Below are 16,460 nucleotides of genomic sequence, written 5' to 3'. Positions count from 1 at the left end.
CGGATTTTGACACCGTCCTGTCCTGCCGCAATTGCTGCGGTTACGGGTCCTAGTGTTGCCGGAAACGGCGGCTACAGTTTCATTCGTCTCTCGGGAGGAGCAGGCACGGGATATCCCCGGACGAACCTTTTTCCGGCAGCGGGCAATGCTCGGGCTGCGGCGGGAAACCGCGCGCGGAGTGAAAGAAACTGAAATGCCGAAGTTTGACATCGGATCCATGAGAGTATTGCTTCTTGGAGCGTCGCTCGCCTCGATTTTGGCGGGATCGGCGGCGGCCTTCGATATCAAGTCCGGCGTGACGAAGGAATCGGGACCCTTCGATCTCTTCAAGTTCGGCTTCAAGGCCTATAAGAACGGCCAGAAGGAAGACGCGGTCGAAGCCTATCGCTACGCCGCCGAAAAAGGCCATACCGGTTCGCGCTGGGCGCTTGCCAATATGTATGCCTATGGCGACGGTGTCGCCAAGGACGATTTCGAGGCCTTCAAGATCTACAACGAGATCGCATCGCAAGGCGTCGAGCCCGGTTCTGAAGACACCGGCTTCTTCATCAACGCGCTTCTGTCGCTGGCGAACTATTATCGCCGCGGCATTCCCGGCAGCCCGGTCAAGCCCGATCTTTCGCAGGCCCGCCAGCTCTATTTCCAGGCGGCATCCACATTCGGCGTGGCGGAAGCCCAGTTTCAGCTCGCCCGGATGATTCTGGCAGGCGAGGGCGGTACCGCCAATATCCAGCAGGCGAAGAAATGGCTGAACCAGGCCCGCAAGAGCGGTCATGCGGGCGCCATGTCGGTTTTCGGCAACGTCCTCTTCCAGGAAGGTCAGACGGTGCGGGGACTCGCGTTCATGACGGCAGCGCTGGACAAGTGCACCGCCAAGGAATGCATCTGGATGCAGCAATTGCAGGAACAGGCATTCTCCGTTGTAGGCGAAGAGGATCGCCGCGGTGCGGTCGCCCTGTCGCAGGAGTTTGCCCGAGGCGTCGAATAACCGACGCCTCGCCGATCTGTCGGGCAATCAGCCGAAATCGAACATGCCGATGACGGGCACGTGGTCCGACGGCTTTTCCCAGGCCCGTACATGTTTCTCGATCGCCGTGGATTTCAGCCTGTCGGCGGCTTCCGCCGACAGCAGAAGATGGTCGATGCGGATGCCGTTATTCTTCTGCCAGGCGCCGGCCTGATAATCCCAGAACGAATAGAGCTTGGTCGCGTCGGTCGTGGCGCGTACCGCATCGACAAGGCCGAGATTTTCCAGGCGCCGGAAGGCTGCGCGGGTCTGCGGCAGGAACAGCGCATCCGTTGCCCACACCGCCGGATCGAAGCAGTCATGCGGCTCGGGAATGACGTTGTAGTCGCCGGCAAGGATCAGCGGCTCTTCGAGAAGAAGGCAGTTCTGCGCATGCAGGTGCAGCCGTTCCATCCAGGCCAGCTTATAGGGATATTTGACCGGATCATCGGCCGGGTTGCCGTTCGGCAGATAGATGGAGGCAACGCGGATCGCGCCGCCCGGAAGCGAAAACACACCTTCAATGTACCGGGACTGCTCGTCGCCCTCATCGCCCGGCAGGCCGCGCATCACTTCGTCCGGCTTGCTCTTCGACAGCAATGCGACGCCGTTGAACCCCTTCTGGCCATGCGTCTCGACGTGATAGCCGAGCGCCTCGATCTCAAGCCGCGGGAAGGTTTCGTCGACGGATTTGATTTCCTGCAGGCAGACGATGTCCGGGGAAGAATCGGTCAGCCACTGGCGCAGGTTGTCGATACGCGCCTTGACGCCGTTGATGTTCCAGGTGGCGATCTTCATCGGCCCTTGCCTCCACTGTTCGCTTCCTCTTTTAACGAAAGAGGAAGCGTTGGGAAGGGCGAAGCACGCAGGAGAGAATGTTATCAGATCGAGAAACTGGTGCCGCAGCCGCAGCTTGCCACTGCGTTCGGGTTCTTGATCTGGAAGGACTGGCCGAGCAGGTTGTCGACGAAGTCGATTTCCGAACCCGCCATGTAGACGAGCGAGAGGCTGTCGATCAGCACCTTGGCATCGCCATTGGCGATCACCACGTCATCGTCCTGCGGCGCTTCGGCCAGATCGAACTTGTAGGAGAAGCCCGAACAGCCGCCGCCTTCGACCGAGACGCGCAATGCCTGCTTGCCGGCTTCGTTGCCGACGATTTCGGCGATGCGCTTGGCCGCCGCATTCGAAAGAGTTACATTCGTTTCCATAATATCCGCCTCCTGCCGGGTTCAAGGCCCGGAGAGATTCCTGTCACCGGCATTGCGCACGGCTTTACTATAGGTATGAAGACGTGAAGGGCACGTCAATGGGCGGCAGGCTGCGGATGAACAAACAGGTGACGGCATGACGATCGATACCAGGGCGCTGGGTTTCGGCAGTGGCGAGCGGGCGGTCTATGCCGCCAATCCCTGGGCGTCCCGAGGTCGGCTCTTCCCGGAGGAGGGCAGCCTGACGCGCTCTGAATTCCAGCGCGACCGCGACCGTATCGTCCACACGACCGCATTCCGGCGGCTGAAGCACAAGACGCAGGTGTTCATCAGCCCCGATGGCGACCATTACCGCACCCGGCTCACCCACACGGTCGAGGTGGCGCAGATCGCCCGGGCTCTCGCCCGTGCCCTGAAACTCGACGAGGATCTCGCCGAAGGCGTCGCGCTGGTCCACGACTTTGGCCACACGCCGTTCGGCCATACCGGAGAGGATGCGCTCGACGAGATGCTGAAGCCTTATGGCGGCTTCGACCACAATGCCCAGTCGCTGCGCATCGTCACCAAGCTCGAACGCCGGTATGCGGATTTCGACGGGCTCAATCTCACCTGGGAAAGCCTGGAAGGCCTCGTCAAGCACAACGGTCCGCTGCTGACCAAGACCGGTGAGGGGACGCGCGGACCGGTGCCGCAGCCGATCCGGGACTATTGCGAACTGCATGACCTGGAGTTGGCCAGCTATGCCAGCCTCGAGGCGCAGGTGGCGGCGATCGCCGACGACATCGCCTATAACACCCATGACATCGACGACGGACTGCGCTCCGGCCTGCTGACCTTCGAGATGCTGGATGAGGTCCCGTTTCTCGCCAGGCTGATGGCGGAGGTGAGGGGGCGTTATCCGAATCTGGAACCGAGCCGGTTCGCCCATGAGATCATGCGCCGTCAGATCACCCATATGGTCGAGGACGTCATCGACGTCGCGCAGCACAATCTCGGTAAGGTGGATCCGCAGAGCGCCGAGGACGTTCGTGCCGCGGGGCACGTCATCGCCACCTTCTCCGAGGAGATGGCCCAGACCGATCGCTGCATCAAGAAGCTGCTGTTCTCGCGCATCTACCGGCATCCGGACATCATGCGCATCCGCGCAGGTGCCTCCCAGATCGTGTCGGATCTCTTCCAGGCCTATATGAATGACCCGTCGTTGATGCGCAGCCATTATTGGGTCAACCACATCTCCGGTCTCGGTGAAACGGCGCGGGCCCGCCATGTCGGCGATTATCTTGCCGGAATGACCGATACGTTCGCGATCAAGGCGCATGCCGAGCTGTTTGACCAGACTCCGGATTTGCGCTAGGCACCGCCACCAATGACACTGGCCAGCAAGGGTCCTCGGGCATGTCTCGGGGATGATTGAACATGAATCTTTTTGCCGACTTCGAAACAAGAATTAAGAATGCTTTGGAGACCCTTGATATCATCAGGGAAAAGCGAAGCGAGCTTGATTTCGGCCGTATCGCAGTCGAACCGCCGCGCGACCAGAGCCACGGCGATGTCGCGACCAATGCCGCCATGGTACTGGCCAAGCCGCTCGGCACCAATCCGCGCGCGCTCGCCGATATCATCGCCGAAGCGCTGCGTTCGGATGCCGATGTCAGCGAAGTGTCGGTGGCCGGCCCTGGATTCATCAATATCCGTCTCGGCGCCGGCTACTGGCAGCGCGTGCTCGCCTCGATGATTGCCGAGGGCACGGATTACGGCCGTTCGACGGTCGGCGCCGACAAGAAGGCGAATGTCGAATACGTCTCGGCCAACCCGACCGGCCCGATGCATGTCGGCCATTGCCGCGGCGCGGTGGTGGGCGATGCGCTGGCGAACCTGATGGCGTTTGCCGGCTACGACGTGACCAAGGAATACTACATCAACGATGCCGGCAGCCAGATCGACGTCCTAGCCCGCTCGGTCTTCCTGCGTTACCGCGAGGCGCTGGGCGAGACGATCGGCGAGATTCCCTCGGGTCTTTATCCGGGCGATTACCTCGTGCCGGTCGGAAAGGCCTTGGCGGATGAATACGGTCCCCGCCTGCAAAACATGCCGGAAGACGCCTGGATGCCGATCGTCAAGGACAAGGCGATCGATGCGATGATGGCACTGATCCGCGATGACCTCGATGCGCTCAACGTTCATCACGACGTGTTCTTTTCAGAGAGAACGCTGCATGCCAATGGCGCGCAGCGCATCCGCCAGGCAATCAACGACCTCACCTTCAAGGGACACGTCTACAAGGGTACGCTGCCGCCGCCGAAGGGCCAGTTGCCTGAAGACTGGGAGGACCGCGAGCAGACGCTGTTCCGCTCCACCGAAGTGGGCGATGACATGGACCGGCCGCTGATCAAGTCGGACGGCAGCTATACTTACTTCGCGGCCGACGTTGCCTATTTCAAGGACAAGTTCGACCGCGGTTACGACGAGATGATCTATGTGCTCGGCGCCGACCATGGTGGCTACGTCAAGCGCCTGGAAGCCGTGGCGCGCGCCGTCTCCGGCGGCAAGGTCAAGCTCACCGTGCTCCTCTGCCAGCTCGTCAAGCTGTACCGTGACGGCGAGCCGGTGAAGATGTCGAAGCGTTCCGGCAACTTCGTGACCCTTCGCGACGTCGTCGACGAGGTCGGCCGCGATGCGGTGCGCTTCATGATGCTCTACAGGAAGAGTTCGGAGCCGCTCGATTTCGATTTCGCCAAGGTGACCGAACAGTCGAAGGACAACCCGGTCTTCTACGTCCAGTATGCGCATGCGCGCTGCTCTTCGGTTTTCCGGCAGGCGAAGGAAGCGTTTCCGGATCTCGACATCGATTCGCTCGACCTCAAGGGCTCAAGCGGCCTGATCAACGATCCGAACGAAATGCAACTCGTTGCAAAGCTTGCGGAATATCCCCGGGTTATCGAAGCTGCAGCCCAGGCGCAGGAGCCGCATCGGCTTGCTTTTTACCTCTATGATCTGGCAAGTTTCTTCCATGCGCATTGGAATAAAGGTAAAGAACAACCGGAATTACGCTTTGTTAACGATAAAAACCGAGAATTGAGCGTTGCCAGGCTTGGGCTGGTGCATGCTGTCGCCTCTGTTTTGAAGTCAGGACTTGGAATCACAGGCACTGCGGCACCGGAAGAAATGCGGTAAATATCGCCACCATTTCCCCACATTGCACTGGCATATGCGTTGTAATGTAGGTGAGTGGACGAGGTAATGGCCGATAACAACCTTGCGCGTAGCCGGAATGATTTACCGGACTTCTTTGCAGATGATGATCCGCTGGCAGAACTCGCCCGCATCGTAGGCTACGACGATCTTCCCGTCGCGGCCAGGCCCGGATCATCTTCCACCGATACTTCATCGCCTGTGCGGCACGAGCCGGCATTCAATCTTGAAGACGAGCTTCTTCAGGAGTTTGAACGCTATGACGCGCCGCGCCTCGATCCCATTCACGATATCGCGCTCGACGATGGGCCGCAGCCTTTCGCCGAGCCCGCGCCGGATGTCAGGGCGACTGCGCTGCCGCTAGAGCCGGAGGAGCTGGAATTCGTTCCTGAGGCAGCTGCGGTCGAGCCTTCGCCGGCTTTCCTGCCGGCCGACGACGAAATCCGCGAGCGCGACGACCTCCAGTTCGGCGACGAAGAGGCGCCGTTGGCGGTTGATACCGTCTACGAGAGCGTCGCTGTAGAACCGGCATTTGAGCCGGCTCCCGAAGCTGCGCGTGTGGAACCTGTTTTCGATCTGCCCGATTTCCCGGCTGCAGGCGCGATGTCATCCGTCGCACCGGTAGAAGAAGAGCCGGCAGAGGAATTCGATCTCGCGGCCGAGCTGGAAAGCTCGATCGCGGCTGAACCCGTTGCCGCAAGCCAACCCGAAGTGACGTTCGAGCCCGAGGCGAAATTCGAGCCAGAGGCCCAGATCGAGCCCGAGGTGAAATTCGAACCGCAGGTCGAGTTCGAGACGCAGCCAGTGTTCGAACCCGAAGCAGCGTTCGAGCCTGAGGCGAAATCTGAACCCGAAGCGAAGTTTGAGCTGGAGGCAAAGGCCGAGAGGGGCAAGGGGGCCTATATTCCAGGCTTCCGCATGCCGCTCACCAATTTCAGCGTCGCACGGGATTTGGCTGCGGCTTCTGCACCGGCGCCTGAACTCGCTGCGCAGCCAGTCGCATCTGCGCCGACCGAATATGCTTTCGAGCTTCCGGTTGTGGACGATATCCCGACCCCGAAGCCCGATCCTGCGCCCGCTGCCGAGCTGCAGGTTTCCGTGACGTCTTCAGAAGCTCAGGCCCCTGAGCAGCAACGAGATGCGCCGGTCGCGGCAACGCCCGCCATGCCAGTTGCCTCGACCGCTCCGAGTGCCGCTGCGCCGCAAAAGGATCGGTTCTCGGCGCTTGACGAGCTGATCTACGACGTCCAGCGCTATTCGCTGCCGACATCGGTCGGGCAGCCGCTTGCAACCCCTGTGGCAAAGGCGCCCGAGCCACCAATAGCGCCCGCCGCCGCACCCGTCGCTCCTGCTGCCTCCATTATTGCCAAGGCGCCGGTTGCCGCGCCTCCGGCTGCCGCCCTGGACGAGAAGGATCCTTTCTCGGACGAGGAATTCGAGTTGGCGCTCGATGGCCTTGAGCTCGACCTTGCCGACATCATCGTCGAAGAGGCGCAGAAACATCCGGTTCAGGCAACGCTTCCGGCGGTAGCCGCTGTGAAAACAGAAGCTGCGCCGGCTGTCGCCTCTGCGCTGGCGCCGACGGTTCATGTCGCGTCCATCGCCGCCGCTGCCGCGGCACCGGTTGTCGAGGCACAGGGTGTAGGAGAACCTGAATCGATTGCCGACCTGCCGTTCGATCCGGCCCAGATTGCCGATTCCGAAGACCAGGTGGAGGCGATCGCCGAACTCGACGTACCGTCGCTGCCGGCAGAAGAGCCGGAACAGCCGCCGGCCTATCGTCCCGACTACGAACTCGACATCGATGCGGAGCTCGCGACGCTGCTGGCGACGCCGAACAAGCCAGCTTCAGCGCCAGCCCGCAAGCCGGAGATCGATATCGCACCGAGGGGCCAGCAGGCTGCAGCCGAAGCCGGCCGCTCACCGAACTACACCGACCTCGACGATTTCGAGCGTGCGCTGGAAGAGGATTTTCGCCGCAGCCTGACCACGCCGTTGCCGGCGGCGGAGCATGAGGAACTGCATTATTCCGACGCAGACTATGTCGCGACCGTCGAGAACGCCCGTCGTTCCGTCCGCAGCTGGGCTGTGCCGCTGGCCCTTGCCGGCGTGGTGATCCTCGGCGGTGTCGGCGCCTATGCGTTCTTCGGCAGCAGCGTTTCGAATGTCGTGTCGGGCGGTGAACCGGTCATCATTGCCGCCGATAATGACCCGATCAAGATTGCGCCGCAAAATCCGGGCGGCAAGACCGTCCCGAACCAGGACAAGGCGGTCTACGACCGCGTCGCCGGTGTTTCGCCAAAAGATCCGAAGCAGCGCACCTTGATCTCCTCCAACGAGGAGCCGATCGATGTCGTGCAGAAGACCCTGATGCCCGATACGCTGCCGCTCGAAGGCGAGAATGATATCGACCCGACCGATGTCGGCGAGACCCAGGATCCGCGCCTTCTGCCGCAGGACCGGGCTGCACCGGGCAATGCCTCCGCAGAACAGCAGCCGGTGACGGTCATGCCGCGCAAGGTCAAGACGATGATCGTCCGCCCGGATGGCAAGCTGGTCGAGCAGGAAATCGCGGCACCGGCGCTCGCCGCACCGGAAACGGCAAAGCTGCCAGCCGCCGGCGCAAAGCCGGTCGAGACGGCCGCTGCCTTCCCTGACAAGGCTCCGGCTTCCGTGCCCGCCACGCCGACCCGTACGCAACCGCTGGCAGCTCCCTCGAATGCTGGCTCTGCCGGAGTCCTTCCGGTCTCGGCACCTGCCAACCCGGCCGCTCCGGCAGAACACGTCAACGTGGTGAGGGCGAACCCGGTCACGCCGCCCGTCGCAGCCGCTCCCGCCCAGCCGACTCCGGCTGCAGCGGCTCCTGCTCCGGCGGCCGTACAGGCTCCGGCGCCTGTCGCTCCGGTTCAGGCCTCTGCACCTGCGGCAAAGGCTCCGGTCCCGATCGCACGTCCGTCCGAACAGCCGGTCAACGTTGTCGCTGCCGTCACCGATCAGGGCAATGTCCGCGCTCCGGGCCAGCAGACGGCCGGCGTTCCGGCGTCCGCACCAAACCAGGTCGCTTCGCTGGGTTCCGGTGACTACGTGATCCAGATCGCCTCGCTGCCGTCCCAGGCGGAAGCCCAGAAATCCTACCAGAGCCTGTCGGCCAAATTCGGCAGCGTCATCGGCGGCCGCGGCGTCGATATCAAATCGGCCGAGATCGCCGGCAAGGGCACCTTCTACCGCGTCCGCATCCCGGCCGGCAGCAAGAACGATGCTGTGGCGCTCTGCGAACGGTATCGCGCCGCCGGCGGTACCTGCCTCGTCGGCCGGTAAGGACCGAAAAACGAAGAATTCGACGGGGCGCCTGGGCGCCCCGTTTTTCGTTGGACCGCCAATGATCTAAGATCGAGCCATGAGCGAATCAAAAGCAATGATCCTGGGCTCCAGCGGCCCGACCCTCACCGCGGACGAAGTGGCGCTTTACAAGGACGAACGGCCCTGGGGCTTCATCCTGTTTGCCCGCAATTGCATCGAGCCGGCGCAGATCAGCGATCTCGTCGCTTCCATGCGTGATGCCATCGGCCGGCCGGATGCGCCGGTGCTGATCGACCAGGAGGGTGGCCGCGTCCAGCGCATCCGTCCGCCGATGATCGAGCGTTATCCCTCGGCCGCAGTGCTAGGCGAACTTTACAGGCAGGATCGCGACAAGGGGCTCAGGGCAACCTGGCTGATGTCGCGCCTGCATGCGTTCGATCTCATGAAGTTCGGCATCAATGTCGATTGCCTGCCTGTCATCGACGTGCCGATCGAAGGGGCAAGCAACGTCATCGGCGATCGTGCCTATGGATTCGATCCGAAGACGGTTGCCGAAATGGGCCAGGCGGCCGCCGATGGCCTCAAGGCCGGTGGCATGCTGCCGGTCATTAAGCATATGCCGGGCCACGGCCGCGGCATGGCCGACAGCCATCACGAATTGCCGGTGGTCACCGTCTCGCGCGCCGAGCTGGAAGCGCATGATTTCCTGCCTTTCGTCGCCATGAAGGACGAGCTGATGGCGATGAGCGCCCATATCGTCTTCACAGCCATCGATCCGGACGAGCCGGCGACCATTTCCCGCAAGGTGATCGACGAGATCATCCGCGGCCATATCGGCTTTGACGGGCTGCTGATGTCCGACGACACGTCGATGAATGCGCTGAAGGGCACGATCGGCGAGCGTGCGGCGAGAATCGTTGGGGGCGGATGCGATATTGTCTTGCATTGCAACGGCGTCATGGACGAAATGAAGGCTGTCGTGAAGGAAACGGTCCCGCTTACCGGGGATGCGCTGCGGCGTGCAAGGGCGGTGGAAGCGGCCTTTGGCGCGGGCGACGGCTTGAACGAAGAAGCGATCCGCGCGGAATTCCACGGTCTTCTCGCCGTCTCCTGACGGCTGTCGACAGGACAAGGTTTGGGAATGGCTATAAATACATCGCCGAACGCCATTCCGATGGACAAGCTCTGGCAGGATGCCGGCGCCGACCGCGCGACCGACGATCCGACGCTGGTGATCGACGTCAGTGGTTTCGAAGGTCCGCTTGACCTGCTCCTCCATCTTGCCCGCATCCAGAAGGTGGATCTCGCCCGCATCTCGGTGCTGGCGCTCGCCGAGCAATATCTGCAGTTCATCGATAGCGTCCGCCAGGTCCGCATCGAGCTGGCCGCCGACTATCTGGTCATGGCGGCCTGGCTCGCCTATCTCAAGTCCAAGCTTCTGATCCCGCAGCAGGCCAAGGGCGATGACGGCCCGAGCGGCGAGGAACTGGCTGCGACGCTCGCCTTCCGCCTGAAGCGCCTGGAGGCGATGCGCGAGGCGGCGACCCGGCTGGTCAACCGCAACCGGCTCGGCCGCGACGTGTTTGCCCGCGGCGCGCCGGAACATATCCCGCACAATGTCGAATCCGCCTATGATGCGACGCTTTATGACCTGCTTGCGGCCTATGCCAACCTGCGCCAGCGCACCGCCGTCACTCAGGTGACGATCGAGAGGCGCAAGGTGTGGTCGCTGGTCGATGCCCGCGAACTGCTCACCCGTATGCTCGGCGAGATCGTCGACTGGACGACGCTGCAGCACTATCTCTTGCCCTATCTCCCACCGGAGGATCGCGTCACGGCGACCGCCAGCGCCTTTGCCGCGTCGCTGGAGCTAGTGCGCGAAGGCACGCTGGAAATCCGCCAGGACGGCGCCTTCCAGCCGATCTACTTGCGCAAGGGGCCTGGGCCGCACCAGCCAGCCTCGCCGCAACCCGTTACGGGAGGCGTTGATTGACGCCGCAGGATGACGACGATCTGCCGATCGCCGACGAAGAGGACGCGGAGTCTGCCCCTTTCTCGTTGGCTGAGGTCGAGCGGATCGCCGAGGCGCTGGTCTTCGCCTCTGCCGAGCCTGTTTCCGAAACATTCCTGGCCGAACACCTGCCGCGCGGAACCAATGTGAACGCCGTCATGCACCGCCTTGTGGAGGTCTACGCTCCACGGGGAGTCAACCTGATCCGGACCGGTGACCGCTGGGCCTTCCGCACCGCCGCTGATCTCTCCTTTGTTATTCACAAGGAGGATAACGAGACGAAGAAGCTGTCGCGTGCGGCGCTCGAAGTGCTTGCCATCATCGCCTATCACCAGCCGGTCACCCGCGCCGAGATCGAGGAGATCCGCGGCGTGCAGACGTCCAAGGGCACGCTCGACGTGCTGATGGAGGCGGGCTGGGTCCGCTTCCGGGGCCGCCGCCGTACACCGGGACGGCCGGTGACGCTCGGCACGACGCCTGATTTCCTCGACCATTTCGGACTGGAGGAGCTGCGCGATCTCCCCGGTCTCGAAGAATTGAAGGGCGCGGGCCTGCTCTCCGGCCGCATCCCGCCGGGCTTTGCGATCCCTGTCCCGATCAATGTCGACGAGCTTTCCGAGGACGAGGACCCGATCACCCAGCTCGACCTTGAGGAGCTCGGTCTGTTGACGCCGGGCGGTGACGCGGAGGAATAAAAAAGCTTGGCTGTTGCGGCCTTGAAGCGCGTCGGTCTGTCGCACCATGGGCGAAAAGCCCGCATGCGCCCTTCGGCGAGCAGCGGCGGCGTGTCATATTCAGCGGTGCGAGGGCCCCACAGTTTGGGCTCTGTCGCAACGGTTACCGGCGGTGCGGAGTGCCTGACGCTCGTGGTTCCCTCGAGCCAGTCAACCGGTACGTGCCGCATCTGCGGCGATCAACTGGCGCCTGGATTTAGGACGTCCCGATAACGGTCGCCTCTGGGGCATTTTGGTGTTTGAAAAAGCATCACAAAGAGCTTACATCGATGAAACGGTACTAATGGAGTTGGACTTATGGGTTCTTTCAGTGTGTGGCATTGGCTGATCGTTCTGGTCATCGTGCTTGTCCTCTTTGGGCGCGGCAAGATTCCGGAACTGATGGGCGATTTCGCCAAGGGCATCAAGAGCTTCAAGAAGGGCATGAGCGACGAGGACGCCCCCGAGGCGAACGGCGCGACGAACACGGCGAAGACCGTCGATCTTAAGCCTGAAGAGGTCAAGGATACCACCCGGTCCTAATGTCCGAGTGGCGGGTTCCAGGAGCCTCATTGAATGTTTGATATCGGCTGGACCGAGCTTCTTGTCATCGCGATCGTATTGATCGTCGTGGTTGGTCCAAAGGATTTGCCGCCCATGCTCAGGGCCTTCGGCAAGATGACGACCAATCTGCGCAAGATGGCCGGCGAATTCCGCGCGCAATTCGATGAAGCGCTGAAGGAGTCGGAACTCGACGACGTGCGCAAGACGATTTCGGATGCGCAGCGGCTGAACCCGACCAATGCGCTGAGGGATGCGATCAACCCGCTCCGCCAGATGGGGCAGGAAATCCGCGCCGACCTGCAGAAGGCGACGCAGATGCCCACGGCGGCGGTTAGCCAGACCGATATCGAGGCCCAGCAGGCAGTCGAGGGCACGTCCCCCGTCGACGCGGCTCCCGAGATCCCGGCGAACTTCCCGTCGGCTGCGCCTGCCGCTGCGACACCGGTGTCGGCTCCGGCCCAGTCCGTGCCTGCCTCGCCTGAGGCTGCTGCGGCTGCAACCGTCGCGGAAAAGCCGAAGCCGGTCCGCAAGACTGCTGCCAGGGCAAAACCCGTCATCGAGACCACCGCGGCTCCCGCCGCCCCGGTCGCTATTGTCGAAAAACCAAAGCGCAGCCGCGCGGCAGCGAAGCCCGCACCCGTCGCCCAGACTGTGGATGCACCCGTCGCCCAGACTGTGGATGAAGCGACCGTCAAGGCTCCGGCCCGCAAGCGAGCACCGAAGACGACCGATACCCCGAAGGACGACGCATGAGCGGTGACATCGAAGACAAGCCGCAGCCGCTCATCGAGCATCTGATGGAGCTGCGCACCCGGCTGATCTGGTCGATCGGAGCGTTCTTCGTTGCGTTCGTCGTCTGCTTCTTCTTCGCCAAGCAGCTCTTCAACCTGCTTGTCGTGCCCTACAAATGGGCCGTCCTCTGGGCTCATCTCGATCTTGCCAAGTCCGAGCTGATCTATACGGCGCCGCAAGAGTTCTTCTTCACCCAGGTGAAGGTGGCGATGTTCGGGGCGTTGGTGATCGCCTTCCCGGTGATCGCTTCGCAGATCTACAAGTTCGTGGCACCAGGCCTCTACAAGAACGAACGGGCGGCCTTCCTGCCGTTCCTGGTCGCTTCCCCGATACTCTTCCTGATGGGCGGCGCGCTGGTCTATTTTTTCTTCACCCCCATGGTCATGTGGTTTTTCCTCGCCATGCAGCAGGCGCCGACCGAGGGTGAAGTCGGCATTTCGCTTCTGCCGCGGGTCTCGGAATATCTGAGCCTGATCATGACGCTGGTCCTGTCCTTCGGCCTGGTGTTCCAGCTTCCGGTCATCACCACGCTGCTGGCGCGCGTCGGCATCCTGTCCAGCGACTGGCTGCGGCAGAAGCGCAAATACGCGATCGTGCTGGCCTTCGTGGTCGCTGCCGTGCTGACCCCGCCCGATCCGATGTCCCAGATCGGTCTTGCACTGCCGACCATCCTTCTCTACGAGATTTCCATCTACGCCGCACGACTCGTCGAGCGCAAACGTGCCGAGGAAAAGCTTTCGGAGCAGGAACCTTCGGATGTTGCGGAGACGGACAAGGCCTGAAGCCTTCCGGCCTGCCTCGCGAGTTCGCGGCGTTCCGCTCTAAAGGCAAGGCAAGATGCTCGATATCAAGTGGATCCGTGAAAACGAAGGGGCTTTGGATGCGGCGCTGAGCAAGCGCGGTGCAGAGCCCATGGCGGCAACCCTCCTGGCGCTGGACGACAAGCGCCGTTCCGTCATCCAGAAGCTTCAGGACATGCAGTCCCGCCGCAACGCCGCCTCCAAGGAGATTGGCATCGCGCTCGGACAGAAGAATTCCGAGCTTGCGGAAAAGCTGAAGGCCGAAGTCGCCACCATCAAGGAGACGATGCCGGTTGCCGAGCAGGAAGAGCGCGACGCTGTCGCGGCGCTCGACGATGCTCTCTCGCGCATCCCGAACATCCCGCTCGACGACGTGCCGGTCGGCAAGGACGAGCACGACAACGTGGTCAAGCACGTGGTCGGCGAAAAGCCGCGCTGGAACCATGCGGCAAAGGAGCATTACGAGATTGGCGAAGCCCTCGGGATGATGGATTTCGAGCGCGCCACCAAGCTCTCCGGCTCGCGTTTCACGGTCCTTACCGGCCAGCTTGCCAGGCTCGAGCGGGCGCTCGGCCAGTTCATGATCGACATGCACACGACCGAGCATGGCTATACCGAAGTCTCTTCGCCGCTGATGGTGAAGGGCGAGACGATGTATGGCACCGGCCAGCTGCCGAAGTTCGAGGAAGACCTCTTCAAGACGACCGATGGCCGTTACCTGATCCCGACGGCGGAAGTGACGCTCACCAACCTCGTTTCCGGGGAAATGCTGGAGCAGGAAAAGCTGCCGCTCCGCTTCACGGCGCTGACGCCGTCCTTCCGTTCGGAAGCCGGTTCCGCTGGCCGCGATACCCGCGGCATGCTGCGCCAGCACCAGTTCTGGAAGTGCGAACTCGTATCGATCACCGACCAGGAAAGCTCGATCGCCGAGCACGAGCGGATGACCGAATGCGCCGAGAACATGCTGAAACGCCTCGGCCTGCATTTCCGCACCATGACGCTCTGCACCGGCGACATGGGATTTGGCGCGCGCAAGACCTATGACATCGAGGTCTGGCTGCCCGGCCAGGACACCTATCGCGAAATCTCGTCCTGCTCCGTCTGCGGCGATTTCCAGGGGCGTCGCATGAACGCGCGTTATCGAGCCAAGGACGACAAGGCGCTGAAGTTCGTTCACACGTTGAACGGCTCGGGCGTCGCAGTCGGCCGCTGCCTGATCGCCGTCATGGAAAATTACCTGAACGAGGATGGTTCGGTCACAATTCCGGACGCGCTTTTGCCGTATATGGGTGGCCTGACCAAGATCGAGCGGGCGGCCTGATGCGGATACTTCTGACCAATGATGACGGCATTCACGCCGAAGGCCTCGCCGTTCTCGAGCGAATCGCCCGAAAACTGTCGGACGATGTCTGGATCGTCGCGCCGGAAACCGATCAGAGCGGTCTGGCACATTCGCTGACGCTCTCCGAACCGCTCCGTCTGCGTAAGGTGGGCGACAAGCATTTCGCCCTGCGCGGCACGCCGACCGATTGTGTCATCATGGGTATTCGTGAGGTCCTGCCGGGAAAACCGGACCTAGTGCTCTCGGGCGTCAACGATGGCGCCAACATGGCCGATGACGTCACCTATTCCGGCACGATCGCCGGCGCGATCGAAGGCACGCTGCAGGGCGTGCGCTCCTTTGCGCTGAGCCAGGCGGTGCGGCGCGAAGACGGTCGGGTCGTGCCTTGGGAAGTCGTTGAATCCTATGCGGCAGATCTCATTGGCAAACTGATCGACGTGGACCTGCCGGACGGCACTTTCCTCAATCTGAACTTCCCGAATTGCGAACCGGACGATGTGCAGGGCGTCGAAGTGACCTCGCAGGGCAAGCTTGATTTCGGCCTGACGATCGATGCCCGCGAGGATGGTCGCGGCAAACCCTATTACTGGCTCCGCTTCGGTGAGCGGAAGGGCAATTTCCGTGACGGCACCGATATCCAGGCGTTGAAGGAGAACAAGATCTCCGTGACGCCGCTGAAGCTGGACCTGACCGACTATTCGGTTCAGGATCGTGTCGCCAAGGCATTGGGATTTGGAGCCGCCGATTGAAATCTGGCATGGTCGAAAAAGAGGGTTTTGCGGCGCTCGTGCTGCGCCTCAGGTCGGAAGGCATTTCCGACCTCGATCTGCTGACCGCCGTTGAGCAGACACAGCGCTCGCAGTTCGTGCCGCCGCCGCTTGCCGAAGACGCCTATTCCAGCCGGACCGTGCCGATCGATTGCGGGTCCTTCATGGAAGGCGCCGATCTCGCCGTGCGCCTGCTGCATCGCCTGCAGGTCAAGCCCGGGCATCGGGTGCTCGAAATCGGCACCGGCAGCGGCTTCACTGCCGCCGTCATCGCGCGAATCGCTGAGCGGGTGTTGAGCGTCGAGCGCTACCGCACGCTGGTCACCGCCGCTCAGAGCCGGATGGATGCGCTGGGGCTGCGCAATGTCGTTGTGCGCCAGGCGGACGGCGGCAACGGCATGCCGGGCGAGGGCACGTTCGACCGAATTTTCGTCACGGCAGCCTTCCCGTCACTTCCGCGATTCTATGCCGAGCAGCTCACCCATGGCGGGTCGATGCTTGCCCCGCTAATAGAGGGCGAGGCCTGCATGATGGTGCGCCTGACCAAGACCGGCAGCCGATTCGAGCGCGAGGATCTGTTCCCGGTTCCCTTCCTGCCGATCGTTCCGCATATCGCGGCGGCGCTATAGGCTGTTTTGTTCCGTGCCGCGGCGGCCTTTCAGCCGTCATGGTTATCAATTTCCCAAAAATTTTAGGACAATGTCTGCCCTTTAACGGTGCAGTAAGACTAACGCGTTTTAATGACTCTCACGATGGTTGCGT

General features: G+C 62.3%; 15 protein-coding genes. 13 read left to right on the top strand and 2 right to left on the bottom strand.

The genetic code is table 11. From position 1 onward, the window contains the following. Positions 1-193 precede the first annotated feature (193 nt). On the top strand, positions 194-988 hold the full coding sequence (gene exoR / locus PMI07_RS29675) for an exopolysaccharide production regulator ExoR (protein WP_037088706.1): 795 nt from the start codon (positions 194-196) through the stop codon (positions 986-988). A 27-nt stretch (positions 989-1,015) separates the two neighbouring features. Here exoR and xth read toward each other — a convergent pair whose 3' ends face one another. Beyond that, complete coding sequence (gene xth, locus PMI07_RS29670; RefSeq protein ID WP_007757431.1) at positions 1,016-1,804, bottom strand: exodeoxyribonuclease III; 789 nt, start codon at positions 1,802-1,804, stop codon at positions 1,016-1,018. A gap of 83 nt (positions 1,805-1,887) precedes the next feature. After that, complete coding sequence (gene erpA, locus PMI07_RS29665; protein ID WP_037088615.1) at positions 1,888-2,220, bottom strand: iron-sulfur cluster insertion protein ErpA; 333 nt, start codon at positions 2,218-2,220, stop codon at positions 1,888-1,890. Between the two features lie 133 nt (positions 2,221-2,353). Between erpA and PMI07_RS29660 the strand changes: the two genes are divergently transcribed. The 12 genes from PMI07_RS29660 (at position 2,354) to PMI07_RS29605 (ending at position 16,327) form a co-directional block, all read left to right on the top strand. Then, positions 2,354-3,571, top strand: coding sequence for a deoxyguanosinetriphosphate triphosphohydrolase (locus tag PMI07_RS29660; RefSeq protein ID WP_007757433.1), 1,218 nt, complete (start codon positions 2,354-2,356; stop codon positions 3,569-3,571). 62 nt (positions 3,572-3,633) lie between these two features. After that, entirely contained in the window at positions 3,634-5,391 is a 1,758-nt protein-coding gene (gene argS, locus PMI07_RS29655) for an arginine--tRNA ligase (RefSeq protein ID WP_007757442.1), read from the top strand. Between the two features lie 66 nt (positions 5,392-5,457). Then, on the top strand, positions 5,458-8,727 hold the full coding sequence (locus PMI07_RS29650; RefSeq protein WP_024164276.1) for an SPOR domain-containing protein: 3,270 nt from the start codon (positions 5,458-5,460) through the stop codon (positions 8,725-8,727). Positions 8,728-8,806: 79 nt separating this feature from the next. Continuing rightward, a complete protein-coding gene (nagZ, locus tag PMI07_RS29645; protein WP_007760443.1) occupies positions 8,807-9,823 on the top strand; it encodes a beta-N-acetylhexosaminidase in 1,017 nt (338 codons plus the stop codon). Positions 9,824-9,850: 27 nt separating this feature from the next. Further along, on the top strand, positions 9,851-10,702 hold the full coding sequence (locus PMI07_RS29640; protein WP_007760441.1) for a ScpA family protein: 852 nt from the start codon (positions 9,851-9,853) through the stop codon (positions 10,700-10,702). Positions 10,703-10,722: 20 nt separating this feature from the next. Then, on the top strand, positions 10,723-11,415 hold the full coding sequence (scpB, locus tag PMI07_RS29635; RefSeq protein WP_245277256.1) for an SMC-Scp complex subunit ScpB: 693 nt from the start codon (positions 10,723-10,725) through the stop codon (positions 11,413-11,415). Positions 11,416-11,751: 336 nt separating this feature from the next. After that, positions 11,752-11,976 carry a twin-arginine translocase TatA/TatE family subunit gene (locus PMI07_RS29630; protein ID WP_007760436.1) on the top strand — a complete coding sequence of 75 codons (225 nt, stop codon included), beginning with the start codon at positions 11,752-11,754 and terminating at the stop codon, positions 11,974-11,976. Between the two features lie 33 nt (positions 11,977-12,009). Next, positions 12,010-12,750, top strand: a complete 741-nt coding sequence (gene tatB, locus PMI07_RS29625) for a Sec-independent protein translocase protein TatB (RefSeq protein WP_024164275.1) — start codon at positions 12,010-12,012, stop codon at positions 12,748-12,750. After that, positions 12,747-13,571: a twin-arginine translocase subunit TatC gene (gene tatC, locus PMI07_RS29620; protein ID WP_007763493.1), complete on the top strand. Its 825-nt coding sequence runs from the start codon at positions 12,747-12,749 to the stop codon at positions 13,569-13,571. Before tatB ends, tatC begins: the two co-directional genes overlap by 4 nt. Before the next feature lie 55 nt (positions 13,572-13,626). Beyond that, positions 13,627-14,910, top strand: coding sequence for a serine--tRNA ligase (gene serS, locus PMI07_RS29615; RefSeq protein WP_007763490.1), 1,284 nt, complete (start codon positions 13,627-13,629; stop codon positions 14,908-14,910). Next, positions 14,910-15,680, top strand: coding sequence for a 5'/3'-nucleotidase SurE (surE, locus tag PMI07_RS29610; protein ID WP_007763487.1), 771 nt, complete (start codon positions 14,910-14,912; stop codon positions 15,678-15,680). The genes serS and surE overlap by 1 nt, the downstream gene beginning before the upstream one ends. Then, positions 15,677-16,327, top strand: coding sequence for a protein-L-isoaspartate(D-aspartate) O-methyltransferase (locus PMI07_RS29605; protein ID WP_024164274.1), 651 nt, complete (start codon positions 15,677-15,679; stop codon positions 16,325-16,327). The genes surE and PMI07_RS29605 overlap by 4 nt, the downstream gene beginning before the upstream one ends. The last annotated feature ends 133 nt before the right edge of the window (positions 16,328-16,460 follow it).

Origin of the sequence: Rhizobium sp. CF080 (assembly GCF_000282095.2) — a bacterium.
Classification (GTDB): domain Bacteria; phylum Pseudomonadota; class Alphaproteobacteria; order Rhizobiales; family Rhizobiaceae; genus Neorhizobium.
The sequence above is the reverse complement of the archived record's forward strand: the minus strand, read 5'-3'. Positions and strand labels throughout refer to the sequence as shown.

What these genes read in the sequence shown, in the direction of transcription:
- exoR (WP_037088706.1), top strand. Translation starts at nt 194, where the DNA reads ATGCCGAAGTTTGACATCGGATCCATGAGAGTATTGCTTCTTGGAGCG.
- xth (WP_007757431.1), bottom strand. Translation starts at nt 1,804, where the DNA reads ATGAAGATCGCCACCTGGAACATCAACGGCGTCAAGGCGCGTATCGAC.
- PMI07_RS29660 (WP_007757433.1), top strand. Translation starts at nt 2,354, where the DNA reads ATGACGATCGATACCAGGGCGCTGGGTTTCGGCAGTGGCGAGCGGGCG.
- argS (WP_007757442.1), top strand. Translation starts at nt 3,634, where the DNA reads ATGAATCTTTTTGCCGACTTCGAAACAAGAATTAAGAATGCTTTGGAG.
- PMI07_RS29650 (WP_024164276.1), top strand. Translation starts at nt 5,458, where the DNA reads ATGGCCGATAACAACCTTGCGCGTAGCCGGAATGATTTACCGGACTTC.
- nagZ (WP_007760443.1), top strand. Translation starts at nt 8,807, where the DNA reads ATGAGCGAATCAAAAGCAATGATCCTGGGCTCCAGCGGCCCGACCCTC.
- PMI07_RS29640 (WP_007760441.1), top strand. Translation starts at nt 9,851, where the DNA reads ATGGCTATAAATACATCGCCGAACGCCATTCCGATGGACAAGCTCTGG.
- PMI07_RS29630 (WP_007760436.1), top strand. Translation starts at nt 11,752, where the DNA reads ATGGGTTCTTTCAGTGTGTGGCATTGGCTGATCGTTCTGGTCATCGTG.
- tatB (WP_024164275.1), top strand. Translation starts at nt 12,010, where the DNA reads ATGTTTGATATCGGCTGGACCGAGCTTCTTGTCATCGCGATCGTATTG.
- tatC (WP_007763493.1), top strand. Translation starts at nt 12,747, where the DNA reads ATGAGCGGTGACATCGAAGACAAGCCGCAGCCGCTCATCGAGCATCTG.
- serS (WP_007763490.1), top strand. Translation starts at nt 13,627, where the DNA reads ATGCTCGATATCAAGTGGATCCGTGAAAACGAAGGGGCTTTGGATGCG.
- surE (WP_007763487.1), top strand. Translation starts at nt 14,910, where the DNA reads ATGCGGATACTTCTGACCAATGATGACGGCATTCACGCCGAAGGCCTC.